Origin of the sequence: Streptomyces sp. NPDC005423 (assembly GCF_040606415.1) — a bacterium.
Taxonomy (GTDB): Bacteria; Actinomycetota; Actinomycetes; order Streptomycetales; family Streptomycetaceae; genus Streptomyces.
The window spans coordinates 38,844-60,975 of the sequence record NZ_JBEXET010000026.1; the positions used below are offsets into that span (position 1 = coordinate 38,844).

General features: G+C 69.9%; 22 protein-coding genes and 1 pseudogene. 14 read left to right on the forward strand and 9 right to left on the reverse strand.

Annotated elements, in window-relative coordinates:
- Window positions 1-12 precede the first annotated feature (12 nt).
- A complete protein-coding gene (locus ABZT12_RS25040) occupies window positions 13-918 on the forward strand; it encodes a LysR family transcriptional regulator (protein ID WP_356388502.1) in 906 nt (301 codons plus the stop codon).
- 10 nt (window positions 919-928) lie between these two features.
- Here the strand turns inward: ABZT12_RS25040 and ABZT12_RS25045 are convergent, their stop codons facing one another.
- On the reverse strand, window positions 929-1,396 hold the full coding sequence (locus ABZT12_RS25045) for a pyridoxamine 5'-phosphate oxidase family protein (protein ID WP_356388504.1): 468 nt from the start codon (window positions 1,394-1,396) through the stop codon (window positions 929-931).
- 162 nt (window positions 1,397-1,558) lie between these two features.
- On the opposite strand from ABZT12_RS25045, the gene ABZT12_RS25050 reads away from it, so the two are divergent.
- Window positions 1,559-2,209, forward strand: coding sequence for a cysteine hydrolase (locus ABZT12_RS25050; RefSeq protein ID WP_356388506.1), 651 nt, complete (start codon window positions 1,559-1,561; stop codon window positions 2,207-2,209).
- 3 nt (window positions 2,210-2,212) lie between these two features.
- Here ABZT12_RS25050 and ABZT12_RS25055 read toward each other — a convergent pair whose 3' ends face one another.
- From ABZT12_RS25055 to ABZT12_RS25065, 3 genes are all read right to left on the reverse strand, one after another.
- Window positions 2,213-2,713, reverse strand: a complete 501-nt coding sequence (locus ABZT12_RS25055; protein WP_356388508.1) for a Rieske (2Fe-2S) protein — start codon at window positions 2,711-2,713, stop codon at window positions 2,213-2,215.
- Between the two features lie 211 nt (window positions 2,714-2,924).
- Window positions 2,925-3,587 (reverse strand): response regulator transcription factor, encoded by a 663-nt coding sequence (locus tag ABZT12_RS25060; RefSeq protein WP_356388510.1) that lies wholly within the window; start codon window positions 3,585-3,587, stop codon window positions 2,925-2,927.
- On the reverse strand, window positions 3,584-4,747 hold the full coding sequence (locus ABZT12_RS25065) for a histidine kinase (RefSeq protein WP_356388512.1): 1,164 nt from the start codon (window positions 4,745-4,747) through the stop codon (window positions 3,584-3,586). The genes ABZT12_RS25060 and ABZT12_RS25065 overlap by 4 nt, the downstream gene beginning before the upstream one ends.
- Window positions 4,748-4,864: 117 nt before the next feature.
- On the opposite strand from ABZT12_RS25065, the gene ABZT12_RS25070 reads away from it, so the two are divergent.
- The 7 genes from ABZT12_RS25070 (at window position 4,865) to ABZT12_RS25100 (ending at window position 13,873) form a co-directional block, all read left to right on the forward strand.
- A complete protein-coding gene (locus ABZT12_RS25070; protein ID WP_356388514.1) occupies window positions 4,865-5,665 on the forward strand; it encodes a hypothetical protein in 801 nt (266 codons plus the stop codon).
- A gap of 457 nt (window positions 5,666-6,122) precedes the next feature.
- The gene (locus ABZT12_RS25075; protein ID WP_356388516.1) at window positions 6,123-8,144 is read left to right on the forward strand and encodes a glycosyltransferase; all 2,022 of its coding nucleotides are present in this window, start codon (window positions 6,123-6,125) and stop codon (window positions 8,142-8,144) included.
- Window positions 8,145-8,195: 51 nt separating this feature from the next.
- Window positions 8,196-8,792, forward strand: coding sequence for a dTDP-4-dehydrorhamnose 3,5-epimerase (gene rfbC, locus ABZT12_RS25080; protein WP_356388518.1), 597 nt, complete (start codon window positions 8,196-8,198; stop codon window positions 8,790-8,792).
- Between the two features lie 155 nt (window positions 8,793-8,947).
- Entirely contained in the window at window positions 8,948-10,207 is a 1,260-nt protein-coding gene (locus tag ABZT12_RS25085; protein ID WP_356388520.1) for an alpha/beta hydrolase-fold protein, read from the forward strand.
- Window positions 10,208-10,319: 112 nt separating this feature from the next.
- On the forward strand, window positions 10,320-11,165 hold the full coding sequence (locus ABZT12_RS25090) for a hypothetical protein (RefSeq protein ID WP_356388522.1): 846 nt from the start codon (window positions 10,320-10,322) through the stop codon (window positions 11,163-11,165).
- 264 nt (window positions 11,166-11,429) lie between these two features.
- Window positions 11,430-13,076 carry an alkaline phosphatase family protein gene (locus ABZT12_RS25095; protein WP_356388524.1) on the forward strand — a complete coding sequence of 549 codons (1,647 nt, stop codon included), beginning with the start codon at window positions 11,430-11,432 and terminating at the stop codon, window positions 13,074-13,076.
- Window positions 13,077-13,327: 251 nt separating this feature from the next.
- Window positions 13,328-13,873, forward strand: a complete 546-nt coding sequence (locus tag ABZT12_RS25100) for an alpha/beta hydrolase (RefSeq protein ID WP_356388526.1) — start codon at window positions 13,328-13,330, stop codon at window positions 13,871-13,873.
- Window positions 13,874-14,170: 297 nt separating this feature from the next.
- Here ABZT12_RS25100 and ABZT12_RS25105 read toward each other — a convergent pair whose 3' ends face one another.
- Window positions 14,171-15,373, reverse strand: a complete 1,203-nt coding sequence (locus ABZT12_RS25105; RefSeq protein ID WP_356388528.1) for a hypothetical protein — start codon at window positions 15,371-15,373, stop codon at window positions 14,171-14,173.
- Window positions 15,374-15,679: 306 nt separating this feature from the next.
- Between ABZT12_RS25105 and ABZT12_RS25110 the strand changes: the two are divergent.
- From ABZT12_RS25110 to ABZT12_RS25120, 3 genes and pseudogenes are all read left to right on the forward strand, one after another.
- Window positions 15,680-15,778, forward strand: a pseudogene (locus ABZT12_RS25110) (IS5/IS1182 family transposase); the annotation flags it as partial.
- 518 nt (window positions 15,779-16,296) lie between these two features.
- Window positions 16,297-16,590, forward strand: coding sequence for a hypothetical protein (locus tag ABZT12_RS25115; RefSeq protein WP_356388530.1), 294 nt, complete (start codon window positions 16,297-16,299; stop codon window positions 16,588-16,590).
- Window positions 16,591-16,596: 6 nt separating this feature from the next.
- Window positions 16,597-17,367: a DUF2637 domain-containing protein gene (locus ABZT12_RS25120; RefSeq protein WP_356388532.1), complete on the forward strand. Its 771-nt coding sequence runs from the start codon at window positions 16,597-16,599 to the stop codon at window positions 17,365-17,367.
- A gap of 160 nt (window positions 17,368-17,527) precedes the next feature.
- On the opposite strand, the gene ABZT12_RS25125 is transcribed toward ABZT12_RS25120, so the two are convergent.
- The 4 genes from ABZT12_RS25125 to ABZT12_RS25140 form a co-directional block, all read right to left on the reverse strand.
- Window positions 17,528-18,403, reverse strand: coding sequence for a PhzF family phenazine biosynthesis isomerase (locus tag ABZT12_RS25125; protein ID WP_356388534.1), 876 nt, complete (start codon window positions 18,401-18,403; stop codon window positions 17,528-17,530).
- Window positions 18,404-18,521: 118 nt separating this feature from the next.
- Entirely contained in the window at window positions 18,522-19,529 is a 1,008-nt protein-coding gene (locus ABZT12_RS25130) for a pentapeptide repeat-containing protein (RefSeq protein ID WP_356388536.1), read from the reverse strand.
- A gap of 22 nt (window positions 19,530-19,551) precedes the next feature.
- Window positions 19,552-19,857: a hypothetical protein gene (locus tag ABZT12_RS25135; RefSeq protein ID WP_356388538.1), complete on the reverse strand. Its 306-nt coding sequence runs from the start codon at window positions 19,855-19,857 to the stop codon at window positions 19,552-19,554.
- Window positions 19,854-20,285, reverse strand: a complete 432-nt coding sequence (locus ABZT12_RS25140) for a DUF6313 family protein (protein WP_356388540.1) — start codon at window positions 20,283-20,285, stop codon at window positions 19,854-19,856. The genes ABZT12_RS25135 and ABZT12_RS25140 overlap by 4 nt, the downstream gene beginning before the upstream one ends.
- Window positions 20,286-20,850: 565 nt before the next feature.
- Here ABZT12_RS25140 and ABZT12_RS25145 point away from each other — a divergent pair.
- Together ABZT12_RS25145 and ABZT12_RS25150 are read left to right on the forward strand one after the other, a co-directional pair.
- Window positions 20,851-21,603: a HipA family kinase gene (locus tag ABZT12_RS25145; RefSeq protein ID WP_356388542.1), complete on the forward strand. Its 753-nt coding sequence runs from the start codon at window positions 20,851-20,853 to the stop codon at window positions 21,601-21,603.
- Window positions 21,600-22,016 (forward strand): DUF3037 domain-containing protein, encoded by a 417-nt coding sequence (locus ABZT12_RS25150; RefSeq protein ID WP_356388544.1) that lies wholly within the window; start codon window positions 21,600-21,602, stop codon window positions 22,014-22,016. Before ABZT12_RS25145 ends, ABZT12_RS25150 begins: the two co-directional genes overlap by 4 nt.
- Window positions 22,017-22,132: the final 116 nt, after the last annotated feature.

Here is a 22,132-nt window from a genome sequence, read left to right on the forward strand (position 1 = left end):
AGAATCACTTACATGTTGAACCTGGAGCGCCTCCGTACCCTCGACGCCCTGGCCCGGCACGGCTCGGTCAGCGGTGCCGCCGAGGGGCTGCACGTGACGACGTCGGCCGTCTCGCAGCAGATGTCCAAGCTGGAGCGCGAGGTCGGCCAGCGACTCCTCGCCAAGAACGGGCGCGGCGTCCGCCTCACCGACGCCGGCCGGCTGCTCGCCGAGCACGCGGGGCGGATCCTGTCCCAGGTCGAACTGGCCCAGTCCGACCTGGAGGCCCAACGCGGGCGCGTCGTGGGGGAGTTGCGCATGGCAGCGTTCCCCACGGCGGCGCGCGGACTCTTCCCCGCCGCGCTCGCCGCCCTGCGCGCCGACCACCCGGCCCTGCGCGTGCGCTCGTCGGAACTGGAGCCGGAGACCGGGGTGGCGGGCGTCGCGCGCGGCGACCTCGACCTCGCCGTCGCCCTCGACTGGTACAACAAGCCGATGCCGGTGCCCGGCGGGCTGGTGAAGGCGCCGCTCCTGGACGACCCGGCCGAGGTGGCGATGCCGGCCGGCCATCCGCTGGCCGGCCGCGACGAGGTGGACCTCGGGGAGTTCGCCGACGACGAGTGGATCACCTGGGGCGAGGGCGAGTTCTGCCACGAGTGGCTGATGTACACGCTGCGGTCCCAGGGCATCGAACCGATCGTCGGCCACCGGGCCGGCGAGACCCACACCCAACTGGGCCTGGTCGCCGCCGGACTCGGCGTCTGCATCGCTCCCCTGCTGGGCCGGCACCCGATGCCCGCCGGGGTCGTCACCGTCCCCCTCAAGCAGCGGGTGCGCCGCCATGTCTACGTCCTGTGGCGCGAGGACGCCGACCGCCGTCCGTCCATCCGCGCGGCGGTCCAGGCGCTGCGGGGTGCGGCCCGCGCCGTCGTCCAGTGAGCCGACCGCCTCACCCCGCCGCCAGTTTGCGGAAGTCCCAGGAGGCGACCGTGTCCGGCGTCAGCCGCACCCACGCGTGCCGGCCGTCGTGCGGCAGCTCGTCCACACCGAAGTTCTTCCGCGCGAACAGCCGCTCCACAGCGACGAGTTCGGGCACCGGTTCGCCGATACGCGGCACCTCGCCCACGAACTCGACGGAGCCGGACAGTTCGGCGCCCCGCAACTCGTCGTAGGAGTCCCCGGCGTCCACCACCACGGCGACCCGGGGATCGCGGCGCAGATCGGCCCACCGCTTGCTGCGGGTGATCGAGTACAGCCACAGCGAGGTGCCGTCCCAGACGAACCAGAGCGGGCTCGCGTGCGGGGCGCCGTCCGCGGACACGGTCGCGACGCGGCAGGTGCGCTGGGCGGTGAGGAACTCGTCCAGTTCCCCGGCCGACATCATGATTCTCCGGCCCCGGCGCTGAGTGGCGGCCATGCGATCCCCTTCGGCTCTCGTGAACGGCCCTGTGCGGAACCGTTCCTGACGGCGCGTCAGTAAACTGGGTCGAGGGCGAGGGTGACCGTCGACCGTCTTCCGTCCGCACACGATGCTCGTTACTCTCGCCCGCTCCGGCTGTCGGGGACAAGGGAGCGGGCCATGCCGTCGCACGAACGACTCACCGAACTCCTCGACCCCTTGAGCACCGTCGTGCTCACCGTCGAGTGCCAGCAGGGAGTGGTGGGCCCGGACAGCGCCCTGCCCGAACTCGCCCGCGAGGCGCGCGCGTCGGGCGCGCTCACCCGGGTGGCCCGGCTGGTCGCCGCCGCGCACGAGAGCGGGATCCAGGTGATCCACGCGGTCGCCGAGCGCCGCCCGGACGGCCGGGGCGCCAACCGCAACGCCCGGCTCTTCCGCGCCGCCGAACGCCTCCCCGTACAGCAGTTGTCGGGCACCAGCGCCGTACGCGTGGCGCCCCCGATCGAGGTCACCGAGGAGGATCTCGTCGTACGGCGACTGCACGGCCTGTCGCCGCTGCACGGCACCGGAGTCGACGCGCTGCTGCGCAACCTCGGCTGCCGGACGCTGGTCGTCATCGGGGTCTCCGCCAACGTGGCCGTGCCGAACGCGGTGTTCGACGCCGTCAACCGGGGCTACACCGTCGTCGTGCCCGCGGACGCCATCGCGGGGGTGCCGTCCGACTACACCGCCGCGATGATCCGCAACACCCTCGCCCTGGTCGCCACGGTCGCGACCACGGACGAGGTGCTGGGGTGCTTCGGGCGACCGCACCGAGCGGGTCGCGGCTGACGCTCAGGCCAGCTTGATGGAGTCCCCGTCGACCTTGACGCTCGCGGCGGGCAGGGGCTGGGTCGCCGGGCCCTTCTTCACGCTGCCGTCGGTGGCGGAGAACTCGCTGCCGTGGCACGGGCAGCTGATGACGCCGTTGCTGATGCCCGTGACCGCGCAGCCGGCGTGCGTGCACTTCGAGGAGAACGCCTTGTAGGTGCCGGCGGTCGGCTGGGTGACCACCACGCCCTGGCTCGCGAAGATCTTGCCGCCGCCCTCGGGGATGTCGGAGGTCTTGGCGATCTCCGTGCCGCCGGCGTCGGCCTGGGAGGTGGCCGGACTGGAGGCGCCCGAAGTGGTCGTGGACCCCGAATTGCCGTTGGCACCGCTGGAGTTGGCGGAGTCCGAGGAACCCTTGTCCGAAGAGCACGCGGTCAGCGCGACGGCGAGGCCCGCCGCGCCGACTGTCGCCAGGGCGGTGCGACGGGACGGTGCCGGAACGGGCCGGAGTGAGTCGCTGGTCATGCTGACGTTCCTTCCGTAAAAAGCGTGTGTTCGTCTGTCCAGGGGTACGAAGGGCGGCGAGCCGCCGTTCAGACGGTGCCGAGAGCTTCGCCTGATCGACATCAGAGAAGCGTAAAACCTCCCTGTCGGTGCGCTGTCATCGGCGACCCGGCTCGCACAAGCGCTGGCCAGGTACGGTGCGCAGGGCGCACCCGGCGCAGAAATCCGGTGCTCAGTTGCCGTGCGGGCGCAGCTGATGCTCGTAGGCGAAGATCACGACCTGCACACGGTCGCGGAGCCGCAGTTTGGTGAGGATGCGGGTGATGTGGGTCTTGACGGTGGCCTCGGTGAGGAAGAGGCGTCCGGCGATCTCGGCGTTCGACAGGCCGGCGGCGATGAGGTGGAACACGTCCCGCTCCCGGGCCGTGAGCCGGGCGAAGAGCGCGCCCGCGTCGTCGGCGCGGGGCCACGGGGCGATCTGGGCGAAGCGGTCGACGAGACCGCGGGTGATGCGCGGGGTGAGGACGGCGTCGCCGCAGGCCACGGCCCGGATCGCCGCCTGGAGCGTGGCGGGGACGACATCCTTGAGGAGGAATCCGCAGGCTCCGGCGCGCAGCCCCTCGAAGGCGTACTCGTCGAGGTCGAAGGTGGTGAGGATGAGCACGCGGGAGGCTGTCCGGCCGGTGATGTGCCGGGTCGCCTCGATGCCGTCCATGACCGGCATGCGCACGTCCATCAGCACCACGTCCGGCAGCGTGCGCCGTGCGAGGTCGACCGCCTCCTCCCCGTTGGCGGCTTCGCCGAGGACGGTGATGTCCGGCATCGTGTCGAGGAGGCTGCGGAAGGCCATGCGGACGAGTGCCTGGTCGTCGGCGAGGAGGACCGAGATCGTCATCGCGGTTCCCCCAGCCTCAGTTCGCCGGAGACGACCCACCCGGACGGGGTGGGACCGGCCCGCAGGTCGCCGTCGAACATCGCGACCCGTTCCCGCATCCCGGTGAGCCCGTTGCCGGCGTTTCCCTCCGCGCCGGTCCCGGGCGCGGGTATGCCGTCGTCGGTGACGCGGAAGCCGACCAGGTCGCGGCCGCACTCCAGGACGACGTCCACCGTCGACGCGTCCCGGGCATGCTTGACGACGTTCGTCAGTGACTCCTGCAAGATCCGGTAGACCGTCGTCTGCGCCTCCGCGCTCAGGTTCGCCGGGCTGCCGGTCCGGGCCAGCCGGACGTCCAGACCGGTGCCGCGAGCCTGCTCCACCAGGGCCTCAAGCGAGCCGAGGTCGGGCTGAGGGGCCCGGTCGCCACCGTCGTCGGCGCGCAGCACGCCGAGGAGGCGACGCATTCCGGCGAGGGACTGCCGACCGGTCGCCGCCGCCTGGAGCATCTTCGCGCGGGCACCCTCCGGATCGGCCGCCGTGGTCGCGGCGGCGGCCTCGGAGAGGGCGACGACGACCACCAGACCGTGGGCGACGATGTCGTGCATCTCCCGCGCGATCCGGGTGCGTTCGGCCGCCGCGGCGAGCTGCGCCTGCTGAGCGCGTTCCTGCTCCAGACGCTCCGCGCGGTCCTCGATGGAGGCGAGGTAGCGACGCTGGGCCCGGACGGTGGTACCGAGGAAGAACGCCGCGGCGGCCAGCCCGCTGAGGATGACGAAGGCGTCGTTGACGCTCGCGGCCGGGGCGAACCGCACCGCCACCAGGACGACGCCGAACTCGACGGCCGCCGCGGCGCAGAGAGAGTGCCGCAGACCCCGGTGGGCGGCGACGGCGTAGAGCGCGACGAGCACCGCGAACTCGGAGAACGAGACCGTACCCAGCGCCCAGGTCCCCATCGCCACGGCCCAGCAGAACCAGAACACGGCGACCGGAGCCCGGCGGCGCAGCAGGAGGGGACAGATCACCGCGAGCGCCAGCACCCAGTCCGACACCGCGGACCGGTTGTAGAGCAACTCGTGGGACGCGGCGACCGCGCACAGGACGGGCGGCCCCAGGAGCAGTACGAGGGACAGGGACGGGCGGGCCCGGGACCATCGGTGCGCCGGCTGGAGGTGCTTCACCCCGCCGACATTACGGAAGGGCGGTCACGGTGGCGTCAATCAAAGGTCTTACATTCGCCGGAAAGTGACCACCATCGTCGGATGTGCGGGTCCCGGCGCCACTTCTAGTCTCGCGATATGGAAACACGAACAGCGACCATGGCCATGAAGGTGCCGGAGATCACTCTCCTCTTCTGGATCGCGAAACTCTGCACCACGGGATTCGGTGAGTCCTTCTCGGACTACGTCTTCTTCAACGACTACATCGGGCAGCATACGGCCATTCTCCTCGGCCTCGCCCTGCTCCTCGTCTGCCTGGCCGTACAGCTCCGCACCACGAAATACATTCCGTGGGTCTACTGGCTCGCGGTGACGGCAGTGAGCATTTTTGGGACGATGTCGGCGGACTTCCTGAACAAGGATCTGGGAATGCCGCTCTACGCCTCCACACTGATGCTGGTCGCCGTCCAGATCGCCGTCTTCGCCGCCTGGTACGCGACACAGCACACCCTGGACGTGCACAGCATCAACAACCGTCTGCGGGAGCTGTTCTACTGGCTGACCGTCCTCGGCACCTTCGCTCTCGGCACAGCCGCGGGTGACTTCGCGGCGGTGACCCTGGGGCTCGGCACCCTGGCCTCGTCCTTCGTGTTCCTCGGAATCATCCTGATTCCGGCAGCCGGTTATCGCTGGTTCCGTCTGAACGAAGTCCTGGCTTTCTGGTTCGCCTACACCATCACCCGCCCCCTGGGCGCGTCCGTCGCGGACTGGCTCTCCGTACCCGCCCCTTATGGGGACGGACTTCAATGGGGAACAGGTCCTGTCAGTCTCGCCCTCGGAATTCTCCTCGCGGGAGTCGTCGCGGTGACCGCGGCGCGACACCGCCGATCCGGATCTCCGAAAGCGGGAATGCAGGAAGCGGCCACTCAGGTCCGTTGACCGCGCCGGGAAAGACGCTTCGGCGCGGGCGCAGTGCTGCGGTCAGGGCTCTGGCACTCGATACTTACCTTCTTCTCACGCTGCTGGCAGATCGAGACCCCCTACCCGCGCAAACGTCAGGATATCGGCCCGTGCGGGAGCGCCGATTCATGGCCTGGCCGGCGCCCGCGCCGAGGATTTTCTTACCCGACAGCCCCTGCCCGCCCTCCGGCGCCGCAGGCGTTCCACCACGGCCGAGGCACGACCGGCGCCGGCAACCTACAGCTTGTAGGGTGTGACTCCGTGGCAGGCACGTCTCCCGGCTGAGGTGTCGAACGGCGCAACGTCGCGCACGTCGGCGCAGAGCGGGGGCGAGGCCTCGACCACCCTGTGAACACAGTCAACCAAACGTGTACTGAGCGGCGTCGTGCGCCGGATGGTCACGAAAGTCACCCAGTAACTGAGGCGGTAGAGAGACGTGCCCATCAAGGTGAGCGTGGTGATCCCGGTCTACAACCCGGGCACATACATCGAGGACTGCATCGACTCTCTGCTGCGCCAGAGCCTGCCGGACGACGAGTACGAAGCGATCTTCGTCAACGACGGTTCCACCGACGGGACGCCCGAGCGCCTCGACCGGCTCGCCGCCGACCACCCCCACATGCACGTCATCCACCAGGAGCCGTCCGGGTGGTCGGGCAAGCCGCGCAACGTCGGTATCGCCGCCGCCCAGGGAGAGTTCATCCAGTTCGTGGACAACGACGACTGGCTGGGCGACGAGGCGCTGGAGCGCATGTACGACTACGGCGTGGCGAACGACGCCGACGTGATCGTGGGCAAGATGGCCGGCAAGGGACGTCCGGTTCCGCTGGAGCTGTTCCGCGAGAACCGCCCGCACGCCAACGTCGGCAACGCCCCGCTGATCGACAGCCTCACCCCGCACAAGATGTTCCGCAAAGCGTTCCTGGACAAGCACAACCTCCGCTACCTGGAGGGGCGCCGCCGTCTGGAGGACCACGTCTTCGTCACCGAGGCCTACCTGCGGGCCGACAACGTCGCCGTCCTCAGCGACTACCTGTGCTACTACCACGTCAAGCGCGAGGACGCCTCCAACGCCGGCTTCCAGCGGTTCGACCCGGCCGGCTACTTCAAGAACCTCCGTGAAGCCCTCGACGTGGTCGAGGAGCTCACCGAGCCTGGCCCCCTGCGCGACCGGCTCTTCCGGCGCTGGCTGCGCAACGAGATGGTCGAGAGAATGCGCGGACAGCGCCTGCTGAAGCTGCCCGCCGACTACCGCCGGGAGCTGTTCGACGAGATGCACAAGGTGGTCGTCGAACGCTTCGGACCAGGTGTCGCGGCCGGACTCCAGCCCACCCAGCAGATCGTCGCCGGCCTGATCGCGGCCGACCGGCTCGCCGACATCGAGGAGTTCGCCCGGTGGGAGTCGGGCATCAAGCCCTCCGGCGTCCTGGAGAACCTCGGCTGGGAGAACGGCGAACTGACGATCGGCTTCAGCGCCGAGTACACGTCGGGCGGGGAACCCGTCACCTTCCGTGCCGACGGCGAGAAGGACCGGCTCGTTCCGCCGTTGCCGCAGACCAGCCTGGACGCCATCGCCCTGCTCGGCGCGGACACCTCCGCCCCGCTGGCCAGGTCCAAGGTCGACCTCGTCGTGCGCGAGCGCGCCACAGCGGCGGAGTTCTTCCAGCCCGTCGAACTCGTCCGCGAGAAGATCGCCGTAGCGGACCGGGAGGGACACTTCCGGCAGGTGCTGCGCGCCACCTCGCGCGTCGACCCGCTGTCCGCAGCGGCCGGCAGCGCCCTGGAGCCGGGCATCTGGGACGTCCTCATCCGCGTCAGCTCCTGCGGGTGGACCAAGGAGACCCGCCTGGGTTCCGTGCGCGGCCAGGAGGCGGGGCGCGGGCGCCGTGCCGCCGTCGTCGGCTCCCCGGCCCGCCTGGTTCTGCCGTACTGGACCGACCCGCACGGCAACCTCTCGCTCGACGTCGGCCAGAAGACCAACCGGATCGCGTACGAGTTCGCCGGTCTGGCCCCGGCCGACGTCACCGTGACGACGGACCCCGGCCGCATCAGCGTGGCCCTGCCGTTCCACGTCCAGGCCGAGAGCGAGGCAACGCTGAAGCTGACGAACGCCACGACCAGTCGCTCCGTCGACCTCCCCGCCACACTCACCGCTCGCGTGACCGGCGACGCCGACCTGCGCGCCGACCTCTCCTTCGGCGAGCCGGCGGACGGCCGGTGGCGGCTGGAGCTGACCCTGCCCTCCACCGGAGTGGGCAAGCCGATTGCCCTCCCGCTGGCGCTCGCCGTCTCCGCCGACGGCGGAGCCGTGGTCGAACGCCTCGCTGCCGCCGCCGCCGACCTGGCCGCCGCGGACCCCGGGCGGCGCGGCCCCGCCGCTCGCCCTGGGAGGCCGACGTTCCGGCGCCGCGCGACGGCCAGGCTCCGGCGGGTTCTGAAGAAGTATCTGAAAAAGTAACCGAAAGAAGTAACCGAGAAAGCAACCGACCACGCGAGCAAGGATCAATACGTGCGACCACTGGACATCGAGGGCGCCTGGGTGCTGGAGCCCAAGATCTTCCCCGACGACCGCGGCAGCTTCCACGAGTGGTTCCGCGGCGCCGGGTTCCGTGAGGCGACCGGCCAGGACCTGAACCTGGCGCAGGCCAACTGCTCCGTCTCCAAGCAGGGCACCCTGCGCGGCATCCACTACGCCGACGTTCCGCCGAGCCAGGCCAAGTACGTGAAGTGTGTGCGCGGCGCGGTCCTCGACGTCATCGTCGACATCCGCGTCGGCTCACCGACGTACAAGCGGTGGGAGGCGGTCCGGCTCGACGACCGGGCTCACCATGCCGTCTACCTGTCCGAGGGACTCGGCCACGCCTTCTTCGCCCTGACGGACGACGCGACGGTGGTCTACCTCTGCTCCGAGGGCTACGCCCCCGAGCGCGAGCACGGTATCCACCCGCTCGACCCGGACCTCGCCATCGAGTGGCCGCCCGGCATCGAGCCGCTGCTGTCCCCGAAGGACGAACAGGCGCCGACCCTCGCCGAGGCGGAGGCGCGGGGACTGCTCCCGAAGTACGAGGAGTGCGTCGCCTACCGCGGGACCCTGCGCGGCAACTGACGGTCAATCAGGTTCTTGGACGGGCCCTTTCGTGGAAACGCGGAAGGGCCCGGTTCGTTGTCCCATTAGCGTCTCTTGGGGAACGCGGGAGGGCCGGTGTCCCTCCTCCTGGGTGACGGAAAGACCACGGGCGAGGAAACCAAGGACTGAGTGGCATGGGCCTGACCAGCCAGACGACCGTGTACGTGATGGCGGCTCTGTCCGCCGCGGGTGTGGTGCTGTTGGTCTGGTTGTGGCCGCGGCTCGCCAAGCAGGGCCTGTGGCAGGTGCTCGGACGGCTGGCGGCCGTCGGAGTGACCCAGGCGATGATCATCGCGGCGTTCGCGTGCTGGCTGAACTCCTCGTACCAGTTCTTCGGATCGTGGGCCGAACTCCTCGGCAACGTCGACTCCGCACCCGTCGGCGTCACACAGGCGTCGGCGCACAACAGCGACGGGACGGTGAACGGCGTCTCCGTCAAGGGCGCGCTGATCCAGCCCGCCGGCGCCGAACAGCTGAGCCGGGTCAGCGGACTGCCCACCGGTCCCGCCGCGGTCAACGGGCGGGTGGAGTCCGTGAAGGTCATCGGCCGTCGTACGGGCGTCGTCGACCCCGCGTTCGTCTACCTGCCGCCGCAGTACTTCCAGAAGGCGTACCACCGGCAGCGCTTCCCGGTGATCGTCGCGCTCAGCGGCTACCCCGGCAGCATCTTCAACCTCGCGCAGTACCTGCGGGTGTCACAGACCGCCGGCGAGCTCCAGAGGAGCGGCCAGATGCAACCCACCGTCATGGTGATGATCCGGCCGACGATCGCTCCGCCGCGCGACACCGAGTGCGTCAACGTCCCGGGCGGACCACAGACCGAGACCTTCCTGGCCAAGGACCTCCCGGACGCGCTGAAATCCACCTACCGGGTGGGCCACGACGCCGGCTCCTGGGGCGTCACGGGCTACTCCTCCGGTGGCAGCTGCGCCCTGCAACTGGCGATGCGCAACCCCGGCGTGTACACAACGGCCGGCGCCCTCTCACCCGACTACAAGGTCCAGGACGACCCCACGACCGGCAATCTCTTCGGCAGCGGGCTGGGCCGGGTCAACCGGGTCAACGGGCACGACCTGATGTGGCGGCTCAAGCACCTTCCCGTCCCGCAGATCTCGGTCCTGGTCGCCGAAAGCAAGCACGGCGAGCGGGGCTACCCACAGACGCTGGCCTTCATCAGGGCCGTCAAAGCGCCGATGCGCGTCGTGTCGATCCTGCCCGACCAGGGCAGCCACAACTTCCCGACCTGGGTACGGGAGATGCCGGCCACCCTGAAGTGGATGAACCAGCAGCTGACCTTCCCCCAGGACGTCGTTCCCCGGCACCACAAACCGGGCCGCACCACGGAGCGCGCCTCGGGCGCCGAACCCACGAAGACCGCCGCCAAGCCCAGATGACGGAAGGCCCCTGCCGCTCCAGTGGCCGGCGCCGCGGCGGGGACGCGTGGGGGAGGTGATGCGCACGCGCAGTCAGGATGCGTTCAGGTGCCAGCTGGCACGGTCGTGTTCCATGACCTGCGAACTCTCCGAGACACCGGAAGCCGCACGGGACGCCGACGGTCCCACCCGGCACGCGCGCCGCCTCCGCCTGAACAGGGTCCCCGAGATCACCGTCTACTTCTGGATCATCAAGGTCCTCTGCACGACGGTGGGGGAGACCGCGGCCGACCTGCTCAACGAGAAGGCCGGACTGGGGCTGACCGGTGTGTCGGTGCTGATGAGCGCGCTGCTCGCGGTCGTCCTGGTCGTCCAGTTCCGCACCGCCGCCTACCGCGCCGGCGTGTACTGGCTCGCCGTCGCCCTCATCAGCGTCGTCGGCACGCTGATCAGCGACAACCTCACCGACAACACGGGCGTCCCGCTGGAGACGACCACCACGGTGTTCGGGGTCATCCTCGTCGTCGTGTTCATCGTCTGGTACCGCCGTGAGCGGACCCTGTCGATCCACAGCATCGACACCACCGGCCGTGAGTCGTTCTACTGGCTGGCCGTGCTGTTCACCTTCGCCCTCGGCACGGCCGCCGGCGACCTGGTCTCCGAGCGCATGGACCTCGGCTACTGGCTCTCCGCGGTGCTGTTCGCCCTCGTCATCGCCGCCGTGGGCATCGCCCACTTCACCCTCGGCCTGGACGCGGTGTGGAGCTTCTGGATCGCCTACGTCCTCACCCGCCCGCTGGGCGCCTCGATCGGCGACTACCTCTCCCAGCCGACCGGCGACGGCGGCCTCGGCCTCGGCCTCGCCACCGTCGTGACGAGCGGGCCCTTCCTGGCCGTCATCCTCGGCATGGTGGTGTACCTGACGGTGACCCGTAAGGACGTCGTGGAGACCGAAGGCGCGGCACGGCAGGCGGCCTGAACGGTCGGGGAGGGACAGGTTCGCCGGAGTGGTGCGCGCACGGCCACTCCGGCGGAGGCCGCCGCGTGGCCCGGCTGCTCACCGACGCCTTCGGCGCTCCCCCTTTCGGTGAAATCCAGTCATGTTCGGTGGAACGCAGACCGGTTTGGGGAAGACCCGACCGCGCATTACGGGTGTGTTCACGCATATGCCGTTTACTGTCCACAAAGCGCGACTCTGATGGGCCCGGCACCCACACCCGCCCGAACACCCGGGAGAGAACAGATGTCCAGACGCCATGTCAGGCCCGCCGCCATCGTCGCCGCCGGACTCCTGACCGGCCTGACCGCCGCCCAGCCCGCCGCGTCCGCCGCCTCCCACCCCCGGGCCACCACCGGGCACGTCCTGCTGATCTCCGTCGACGGGCTGCACCAGTCGGACCTCGCCTGGTACATCGCCAGGCACCCGAAGTCCGCGCTGGCCCGGCTGACCGGCAGCGGGGTGGAGTACACCCACGCCAAGACCACCACGCCGTCCGACTCCTTCCCGGGCATGGTCGCCCAGGCGACCGGCGGCAGCCCCGGCACCACGGGCATCTACTACGACGACACCTACGACGCCGCGCTCCTCCCGGCGGGCACCACCCGTTGCCAGGGCGTCAAGCCCGGGGTGGAGGTGGACCTCACGGAGGACCTGGACAAGAACCAGGCGTCCATCGACGCCGGTCAGGGCCTCGCGGGCCTGCCGGACAGCGTCCTGTCGATGACCGGCCACCCGGCGAGCCTCATCAACGCGTCGAAGCTGCCGGTCGACCCGAAGACCTGCCAGCCGGTGTACCCGCACTCGTACCTCAAGGTGAACACCGTCTTCGAGGTGGCCCGCCAGGCGGGCCTGCGCACCGCCTGGTCGGACAAGCACGCCGCCTACGAGATCCTCAACGGCCCCTCGGGCACCGGCGTCCAGGACCTGTTCACCCCGGAGATCAACAGCGACGCCCCCGGCTACGCGGCCGGCAACGACTGGACCACGGACAACAAGGCCACCGAGCAGTACGACGGCTACAAGGTGAAAGCCGTCCTCAACGAGATCGACGGCTACGACCACAGCCGCTCCCACGAGGTCGGCACCCCGGCGATCTTCGGCCTCAACTTCCAGTCCGTCTCCACCGCGCAGAAGCTGCCCGCCTCGGACGGCCTCACCGGCGGCTACACCGCCAAGAACGTCCCGGGCCCGCTGCTGGCGCGGAACCTGGACTTCGTCGACACCGAGGTCGGTGCCCTGACCGCCGAGATCCGCGAGCGGCACCTCTCCGGCAGCACCACCGTCATCCTCTCCGCCAAGCACGGTCAGTCGCCCACCGACCCCGGCGCGCTCACCCGCGTCGACGACGGTCCGCTGCTGGACGGTCTCAACGCCGCCTGGAAGAGGCTCCACCCCGCCGCCGCCGACCTGGTGACGCACGCGGTGGACGACGACGCCATGCTGCTCTGGCTCTCCGACCGCTCCGCGGCGGCCACCGCCTTCGCCAAGAAGTACCTCCTCGCCCAGAACGGCTCCGGCACCGACGTCAATGCCGCGCCCAAGAGCTACAGCCGCAGCGGGCTCAGCGAGGTCTACGCCGGCTCGGCCGCGGCCGACTACTTCCACGTCAAGGCCGGCGACGCCCGGGTCCCGGACCTCCTCGGTGTCGCGCAGTACGGCGTCGTCTACACCGGCGGCACCAAGAAGATCGCCGAGCACGGCGGCGGCCACTCCGACGACCTCGACGTCCCGCTCGTCGTGTCCGGCGCCTCGGTCCCGCACGGCGTGCGCGAGGCCGCGAGTGTGCGGACCAAGCAGATCGCCCCGACGATCCTGAGCCTGCTCGGTCTCGACCCCCGCTCCCTGCAAGCCGTGCGCGAGGAGCACACCACGGTGCTGCCGGTCCGCTGACGGGTCCGGTCGGGTCCGGTGCGATGCGGTGGAACGCCTGGTTGAGGTTGTACGGGGCACCGACGAACGGTCAACGGCCGTGCAAACGCGGTGAGTTCGCGATCCCGCCCACGTGCTGAACCGGGCGCAGTCCGTTCCGCTACCTTCCTTGAGATCATTTACCGGACCCGGTCACAGCCGCCGGCCCATCGAGATGCGCCCCACAAGGTCTCGTCGAAGCCCGGGGCCAGGAGCGGAAAGGGCGGTGCGCGATGACCGCGTACGTCATCATCCCCGGGATCGACGGTTCGGACGAGAGGCATTGGCAGAGCCTGTGGGAGAACCTGTGGGGAGCCTCAGCGGTCAGGATCGCACCGGCCTCGTGGAGCACGCCGGACCTCCGGGACTGGGTCGCCGCGGTCCAGGCTGCCCACGCGATCGCTTCCGAGCGCGACGACCAGGTGGCGTTGGTGGCTCACAGCCTCGGCTGCTGGGCGGCTGCGGAATGGCTGGACCTGGCGCGGCCCGACGGGGTCACGGCGTTCCTGGTCGCCCCGCCCGACCTCCGGGGGCCGGACTTCCCACGCGAGGCCGCGTCGACGTTCACCGAACTGCCCGTCCGCCCCTTGCCGTGCCGGAGTCTGATGGTCGCCAGCGACGACGACCCCTACTGCGCCCCGGCGACCTCGGCCTCGATCGCCCGCCGATGGCAGGCGCAACAACTCCTCGTAGGAAGCCACGGACACTTCAATTCCGACAGCGGCCTCGGCGACTGGCCGGCCGGCCGGGAACTCCTCCACACACTCCTCGACGGCTGAGATGCACGACCCGCCACGGAGGCGTCGCCCTGGCCTCGGCGCCGACATGGCTCTCGCGTATACGAGTTGAGGCGCCGATCGAACACCTCCCTCGACGTCACGGGAGCCTTCCCCAACGTGGACACGCAGCTTGTCTGCGCGACGATGACTGGAGCGAACGGCTCGCATGAGTCCCTGAACGCTCCCCGTGCCGTGCTGCGGAGGCCGTACCACATGGCCAAGCACCGCCGAAGGGGCTGCCATCCGCCTGGTGTGAGCGGAAGGCAGCCCCTTCGGGGTGTGACGGTGTGACGGGGATCAGGCCGGGAGCCGGTCCATGAGCCAGTCGCAGAGTTCCTCGGTGATCGCCGTGTGCTCGGTGGTCGTGGACGAACAGCGGAAGTCGTCCAGCTCGCTCTCGGCGGGGTCGGCTCCGCCGATGTTCATGTACAGGTCGGCCTGCTGGTCGAAGTCGCGGATCGCGACCGCGCTGACCGAGGGGACGAAGCACACATCCTCGTGCCGCAGGTCCGCCTTGCCGCCGAGCTTCCTCATCGCCTCGGCGAGGATCTTGTAGGTGTGCAGGGTGCCGCCCGGCGCACCGTCCAGCTCCGGGAAGTCGTTGGTGGTGATGGTCTTCTCGGCCTTCGGGAACCTGCGGTTCAGATACGCGGCCGTCACGTCGTCGCCCTGGGCCTGGGTGTAGAAGGTGGTGCCGGGGTAGATCCGGTCGATCCGCAGCGCGGCGTCGCCTGGCTTCACGTCCGGCAGGCCGACCCCGTCGGCGCGACCGTTCGCCACGCCGATCTTGAGCGGGATCTGCGGCCAGTTGCCGACCCGGTCGAGGGCGTTGAGGAACTCCGAGCGCTCCGGGGCCACGCCGATCTTGCCGCTGTCCTTGTCGTAGTGCTGCCACAGCATCTGCCGCGCGGCCGGGCTGTCCATCTGCTTCGCGAAGTCGTTCGCGAACGGGATGAAGTGCGAGAACGCCTGCACGCCGACCGGGATGGAAGCGCCGCGGTGGGGGCTGTCGTAGGAGAAGTACAGTCCGGTGCGGTGGTCGATCCGCTGCGTCTCCATCTCGGCGAGCGCGTAGCGGGTGACGATGCCGCCCATGCTGAAGCCGCCGACGACCAGGCGGGCGTCGCCCTGTTGCTCGGCGATGGCCCGCATGACCGCGGCCTTGACCGCCTGCGCGTTGGCCAGGATCGACGCGCTGCGCTCCTCGTAGCCGAGCAGGATCACGTCCCTGCCGCGCCGACGCAGCTCGGAGACGAACGCGAAGTCGCTCTCCAGCCCTTGGTAGAGGGAGTCGAGCTTGCTCCGGCCGAGGCTGAAGCCGTCGGCCATGATCACCGGCCGGACGAGACCGCGGTTGCCCTCGCCGAGGAAGACCCAGGCGAAGCCGTTCGGCAGGGTCCACTCTTCGTGCTCGGGTACCTCGATCGGCCCGGCGGGTTCGGCGGTCAGATGACCACCGAGGGTGAACGAACCGACGTTGGGCTCGGTCGTCTCGGACATGGTCGTACTCCTTGGGGAAGGGGTGGAGAGACGACGTCATCATGCGGGACAATTAGGTCAAATCATCCCTTACGTGCTGCGGAGTTCACCCCATCTGATGGAGCGCGCGAGGGAAGGGTTTGACATGTCCGCCGTACGCCACGGACCTGCTCAGCCTCTCGTCAGGCGTGTTCGGGGGCCCTCACGCACGCGAGAGGGTGAACTCACTGGTCCGCGTGCCGTAGGCCGGGGGCGGTCCCGCCCCGAGATGCCCGTCCTGTCCGATGAGGGTGAACTGCGGTGCGTGACGGCCGCTTTGACGCATGGATCGCCCGCAAGGGCGTCGGGTCAAGCGAGCGACTCGGCCGCCGCCAGTGGGTCATCGAACGCACCATGCCGTGGCCGCCGGGCGGCCGCAGACTCAACTGCCGCTAATGAGACGGAACTTGTGGCCACGGCGCTCGGTCCAGCGATGCCCCGTGGCGTGGGCTCGTTTTTCACGATGAGGCGTGGCATTGGGCGATGCTGGCGATCCATGGCGATCAGTACGCGGTGAGACATCCTGAACTGGCCCAACCGGCATCCGAGTTCCGGGCTTTGGGGTGAACACCGTGCTCAGGGAGCATGTGGCACCCCTCATGCGTTGGTTCCGGGGACTCCAGATGGGCGTCAGAGGTAGTCCGTCGTCGTCGGTGATCAGGTGCCGCTGCGATCCCGGTTTGCCGCGATCGGTCGGAATTATCCCGCTAAAGATTGTTCATCGCCTTGTCGACTTGTAGGCGATCTCATCCGCCGCGCAACGGGATTCCGCAGATAACCCGTTCTATGTACGCGGAGCGGAATGAGAATGGCTTAAATGAATAAACGCTCTCCTCAACTTTCCGGTACGTCACGTTCACTCATTTGCCGCGTATCACGAGGAGAGAGGGTTGCGTTAGTGGACTATGACGAAAACAGGGCTGAATGGTTTCCCCCGTCGCGCCGCAGGGGAGAATGATCTGTTCGCGGGCCGCGTCGTGGCAGCAGGTACCTATATTTACGCACCTGATGTGGCGGGCTCGGAGATCGAGACGCGTGGTTCCTTGGACGGAGATCGCACCCGGGTTTCACTCCACATCACCGGTTCACTGCTCCGCGATTTCCTCGCGCTGATGGACAGGACGCAGGAAGAGTTCAACCAGCGGTGGGACGACCAGGAGAGGTACGGCTTCCACGTGGACCGCGCGCGACGGGGCTGAAAGTCTGTGAACTATGACTATGCGGACCCCTACTCCGCGCGGGGCGAATGGTCCGCCAACCCGTACCTCTATCCGGCGGATGCCGGCTGGAGCGGGAGTCCTGTCGACGCCGTGCACACGGAGGCCCCCCTGACCCCTCCCGACCTGGGCTGGGACCCGGTCGAGGAGCTTACGTACATCTTGCAGGAGACCGTTCCGGCGGAGCCCGCGGCCGTCGTCCCGCCACCTCGCCAAGAGCCTCCACCGAGTGTCGAGTTCATCGACCCGGCGGAGAGCCTGGTGCAGACCACGGCTCAGGTGCCGCCTCTCCGAAGCTCCGCTGTCGGGCATCGGAAAAGCCGAGCGCGTGAACTTCGCGTCAAGTGGTTGCGGACCGGCAGTTTCATGATCGTCGCCTTCGTCGCGGTCCTGGTGGCGATGGTCAGCGTCTTCGGCGGAATGGTGGCCTACGAGCCTCTCAAGAACATCACGTCCAGCACGAAGGACGGGCTGATTTCCTGGTGGCCCATTCTCGTGTACGGCCCCTGGATAGTGGCTTCCCTTTCCGTTCTGCGCAGCGCGTTGCATCGTCGCCGGGCCCTGCATTCATGGCTCATTGTTCTGCTGTTTTCCTGCATCGCGATAATGCTGTGCGTGGTTGAGGCCGACAGGACGGTCACCGGAATCGCTGGAGCCGCCCTACCCGCTCTCGCGTCTCTGGCATGCTTCCACCAACTCGTCCGGCAGATCACCTTGACTCTGCCCCCGCAGCAGGAAACTCCCCGCCACCGCCGGTGACGTCCCGCCGCGGTTCCGCACCAGCTTTTTCGAAGCTCGCTCGGATCGGCCCGATCGAGCGCCCCGGCCGTAGAACAGGCATGGGCCGTGCGATCACGGAATCGCGATGCTCGGTGTCACCCAAGACCCGTGCCCGCACTGTCTGCCATCTGGTTGCGCTTCAGCCGATGCGCGCTCCTGTGCCGCTGACGCGGACGCGTGGGTCACCCGCGCGCAACGTCACCGTGAGCTCGCCCGGGCGGCCCAGGTCGGCGCCCTGGTGCAGGGTGAGGACGGCGTCCTCGGGGACCAGGCCGAGGTGACGGGCGTAAGCACCGAACGCGGCGGCTGCGGCGCCGGTCGCTGGGTCCTCGACGACGCCGCCGACGGGGAACGGGTCACGGACGTGGAAGACGCCGGCCGACTCTCGCCACACCAGCTGCACCGTGGTCAGGTCCAAGCGGTGCATCAGGGCTTCGAGGCGCGCGAAGTCGTACGCGAGGTCCGCGAGGCGGGCGCGGGTCGCCGCCGCGAGAACGAGATGGCGGGCGCCGGCGAAGGCGATCCGGGGCGGGAAGGCCGGGTCGAGATCGGCGGCCGGCCAGCCGAGTGCGGCGAGCGCCTCCGCGAGGTCGGCGTCGGCGATCTCCTCGATGTGCGGCTCGACGCTGGTGAGTGTCGCCCGGAGCGTCCCACCCTCGTCGGCCACCTCCACCGGCACGGTGCCGGCGCGTGTCGCGAACACCAGCTTTCCGGGGCCTGTCCGTTCGGCGAGCGCAACGGCGGTCGCGATGGTGGCGTGTCCGCAGAACGGCACCTCGGCCTTGGGGCTGAAGTAGCGGATGCTGTACGCCCGTTCCTCCTGGTCGCCCAGGCCCTCCGGGGGCGGGGTCAGGAACGCGGACTCCGAGTATCCGAGGTCGGCGGCGATGGCCAGCATGTCGCTGTCGTCCAGGGTGGTGGCGTCCAGCACGACACCGGCGGGGTTTCCGCCGTCGGGGTCGCTGGAGAAGGCGGTGTAGCGCAGCACCTCGGGCCTCGGCGTAATCGTCGTCATGTTCGTGGCAACGCGAGCTGGGGCCGTGGCGTTCCCGGACACGGGTGGAGGTGGGAGCCGAGCGCCTGCATCGAAGCCGTATCGAGGTCGGCCCACCCCGCCCTTCCCGCCGGGCTCGTCACACTCCGACGGTGCTCCTGTCCGGACACTGCCCGCCGCGCACCCGGTAGACGCCCGGACTCACCTCGTCGGACCGCTCGACGACGACCGAGGCCAAGTCGTCCGGCCACCTTGTGAGCGCATCCCATGTCGCTCCTGCCGGCAGACGCATGTTCACGACACCTGTGAACCGCGCGGATTTCAGGTTCGCGTCGGTCAGGTCCGCATCCCTCAGGTCCGCTCCGGGCAAGTTCACGGGGTACAGATCCGCGCCCGAGTCCGTGCCGAGGTCCGCACCGGTCATGTCCGCGCCGATGAGGGTCGCGCCGGTCAGGATCGCCCCGCTCAGCTTCGCGCGGGTCAGGTTCGCGCCCGTCAGGCGCGCGCCGAACAGCTTCGCGCGGGTCAGGTTCGCGCCGATCAGGCGCGCACCGCTCAGGTCCGCGCCCATCAGGTTGGCGCGCGTCAGGTCCGCCCCGCTGAGGTCCGCACCCATCAGGGCGGCGCGGATCAGGCTCGCGTCGACCAGGCTTGCTTCGACCAGGCTCGCGTCGGTCAGGTGCGCTTCGACCAGGTTCGTGTCGGTCAGGCGCGCACCGATCAGGTCGGCGCGAATCAGGCGCGCGCCGCTCAGATCCGCGCTGACCAGGCGTGCGTCGGACAGGTTCGTGTCGGACAGGTCGGCGCCGGACAGTGTCGCGCCGGTCAGGTCCGCGACAGCCAGGTTCGCGCCGGTCAGGTTCGCACCGGTCAGCTTCGCTCCGGTCAGGTCCGCTCTGTTCAGGTCCGCGCCGACCAGGTCAGCGCCGGACAGGTCCGCGCCGCTCAGGTTCAACTGGTTCGTAATCGGGATGGGTTGGTTGAGCTGAGCGGCTTGGGGGACCGACTCCTGTGGCGTTTCCTCCGAGTGCTCAGCGATGGCTTCCGCGGTCGCGATGATGGCGGCGGCGGGGGCGTCTGGGCAGGCGAGGTAGAGCAGTCCGCGCAGGCGGGCCGCGTGCTCGGCTCGTTCGGCGTCCGTCACCACGTCTCCAGGGTAGGCCGGTGGCTCACAGCGGTGGCCGTTGCCGCTTGACGCAGATGGGACAGCGGTAGTGGGGCTGGTTGTTGACAGCCAGGAGCAGGTTGATGGCTGCGTTCTCGGTCTGGCGCACGGTGGCCGCGGCGCCGGTCTTCGGGGGTGTCGCCAGTCCCATGATGGTCTCAATCAGGTAGGTGAAGTGCTTCTCTGCCCTTTTCCAGTCCGGTTCGGTGTCCGGCCCGGCACCGTCGCGGAGGTGGCGGGCGCCGAAGGCCAGGACCGCGGCCTTGACGGCCTCGCTGCCCTGTTCGTGCACCTCGTGCAGGGTGATCACGAGCCGCTCCCGGGTGGCGGGGGCGGCCCCGGGGGTTCGGCCAGGCGGCGCAGTTCATCGAGGACATCGCCCAGTTCACGCGCGTGGTGGGCCTGGATCTGCTCGGTGATGACGTAGCCCGCGGCGGCTCCCACGACGGCGGGGATCGCTGCCCAGCCGATCAGGGACAGCGGCCAGGCGCACCACTGAGGGCGGACGGCCGCCGGCGAGGTGATGCCGGTCAGCACGGTGTAGGCGTTCGCCCAGCCGACAACGAACCCGTTGAGCACGAACAGGGCCCCACACACCGCCAGCACGAAGGCGCCCCGGCTGAGCAGCCAGTAGCCGAACCGGGGCAGGGCGTGCCGGTCGGCCCAGCGCGCCCGCAGCCGCTGCCGTCGGCCGGGCGGCGGGGGCCCGCCTGGTGAGGGTGCGGGTGGGTGGGACACATCGCCCACGGTAGGGGGTGCCTCACCTCCCGGGCAGGTGAACGGCCGCCTCCGCGGCGGGAATTGGCGTGTACGCCCGGCGCACGGTGGCGCGGCCGGAACCGGCGGGGACGGACACCACGGCGCCGCGGCGCACGGCGCGCACGGTGCGGCCGGCAGGGCGGCAGGGCGGCAGGGCGGCAGGGCGGCAGAACCTCCCCCCAGAGCCGGGGGCGGGCCGCCGGTCGGTCGGCTCACCGGTTGGCCGGCCCGCACCGGCCGGGGCGGACGCGGAGGTTGACCGAGCAACCTCTGCCACCCGGCCCCGGGCCACCCCGCCCTCGTGGTCGTTTTCCGCGGGTCCGCGCCACGAGCCCGAAGTCCGTGGTGGTGACGGGGCGTTCCGGCGCGTACGTCCGGCAGCGCGACACCGTTCGGCGGCGGCTCCGTAGGACGGCTTTCACGTGCCGCGGCACACCTGCGTGTCCTCGGCGCGGTGGCGCTGGCACTCCTCGCGCGATCACCCTTGGTTACTATGCTCACTTCATGCCGGAGGGCCGGAAGCAAGGGGTGAACCGCCATCGAGTTGCAAGAGGTCACCGCGACCCGCTACATCACCCCCCTGCGGGAGGGCGGTTCGCTGCCGGGACTGGTCGAGGGCGACGACCTGGGGACGTACGTCCTGAAGTTCACCGGCGCCGGGCAGGGCCGTAAGACGTTGGTCGCGGAGGTCGTCTGCGGGGAACTCGCGCGCCGGCTGGGCTTCCGCGTGCCCCGGCTGGTGACCGTGGAGCTGGACCCCGTGCTCGGGCTGGGCGAGCCCGACCAGCAGGTCCAGGAGCTGCTCAGGTCCAGCGGCGGCACCAACCTCGGCATGGAGTTCCTGTCCGGCGCGCTCGGTTTCGACCCGCTCGCCTTCGGCGTCGACGCGCGGGAGGCCGGGCGGATCGTCTGGTTCGACGCGCTCGTCAACAACGTCGACCGGTCCTGGCGCAACCCCAACCTGCTGGTCCTCCGCGGCGACCTGTGGCTCATCGACCACGGCGCCACCATGATCTGGCACCACAACTGGCCCGGCGCCGAAACCTCCGCCGGCCGCCCCTACGACGTCGCCGAGCACGCCCTCGCGTCGTTCGGGCCGGACACCGCCACGGCCGCCGCCGAGCTGGCGCCGCTGGTCACCGAGGAACTCCTCGCCGAGGTCACCGCCGCCGTCCCGGACGTGTGGCTCTCCGGCGAACCCGGCTTCGACACCCCGGACGATCTCCGGCGGGCCTACGCGGCACCCCTTCTCGCCCGCGCCGCCGTCATCCACGAGCGGATCGGAGGGATCCGGTGAGCGAGCGCCACATCATCCGGCCCAGCGAGGCGAACGACCGCGACGTCTACGAGTACGCCCTGCTGCGCGTCGTGCCCCGGGCCGAGCGCGGCGAGCGCATCAACGCGGGCGTGCTCGTGTACTGCCGGGCCCACGCCTACGTCGGCGCCCGCACCCACCTCGACGAGGCCAGGCTGCTCGCCCTCGACCCGGCGGCCGACGTGGCCGGCATCAGGGCCGCGCTCGGGGCGGTGGAGCGGGTCTGCGCCGGGGGAGCGGCGGCCGGACAGGCCGCGCCCGACGACGCCGGACGGCGTTTCCGCTGGCTGATCGCGCCCCGCTCCACCGTGGTCAGGCCCGGACCGGTGCACACCGGGCTCACCGTCGATCCGGCGGCCGAGACGGAGCGGTTGCTCGACCTCCTGGTGAGGTAATGGATCACACCCTCCTCGTGTGGCGTTGACACCGCGTGCCAGGGCTTCTAGCGTCTCGTCTGCCGAAGGTACTAAGCGGTCGCTCACCAGTCGGCCGCAGTTTCTCAAGGGCGAGG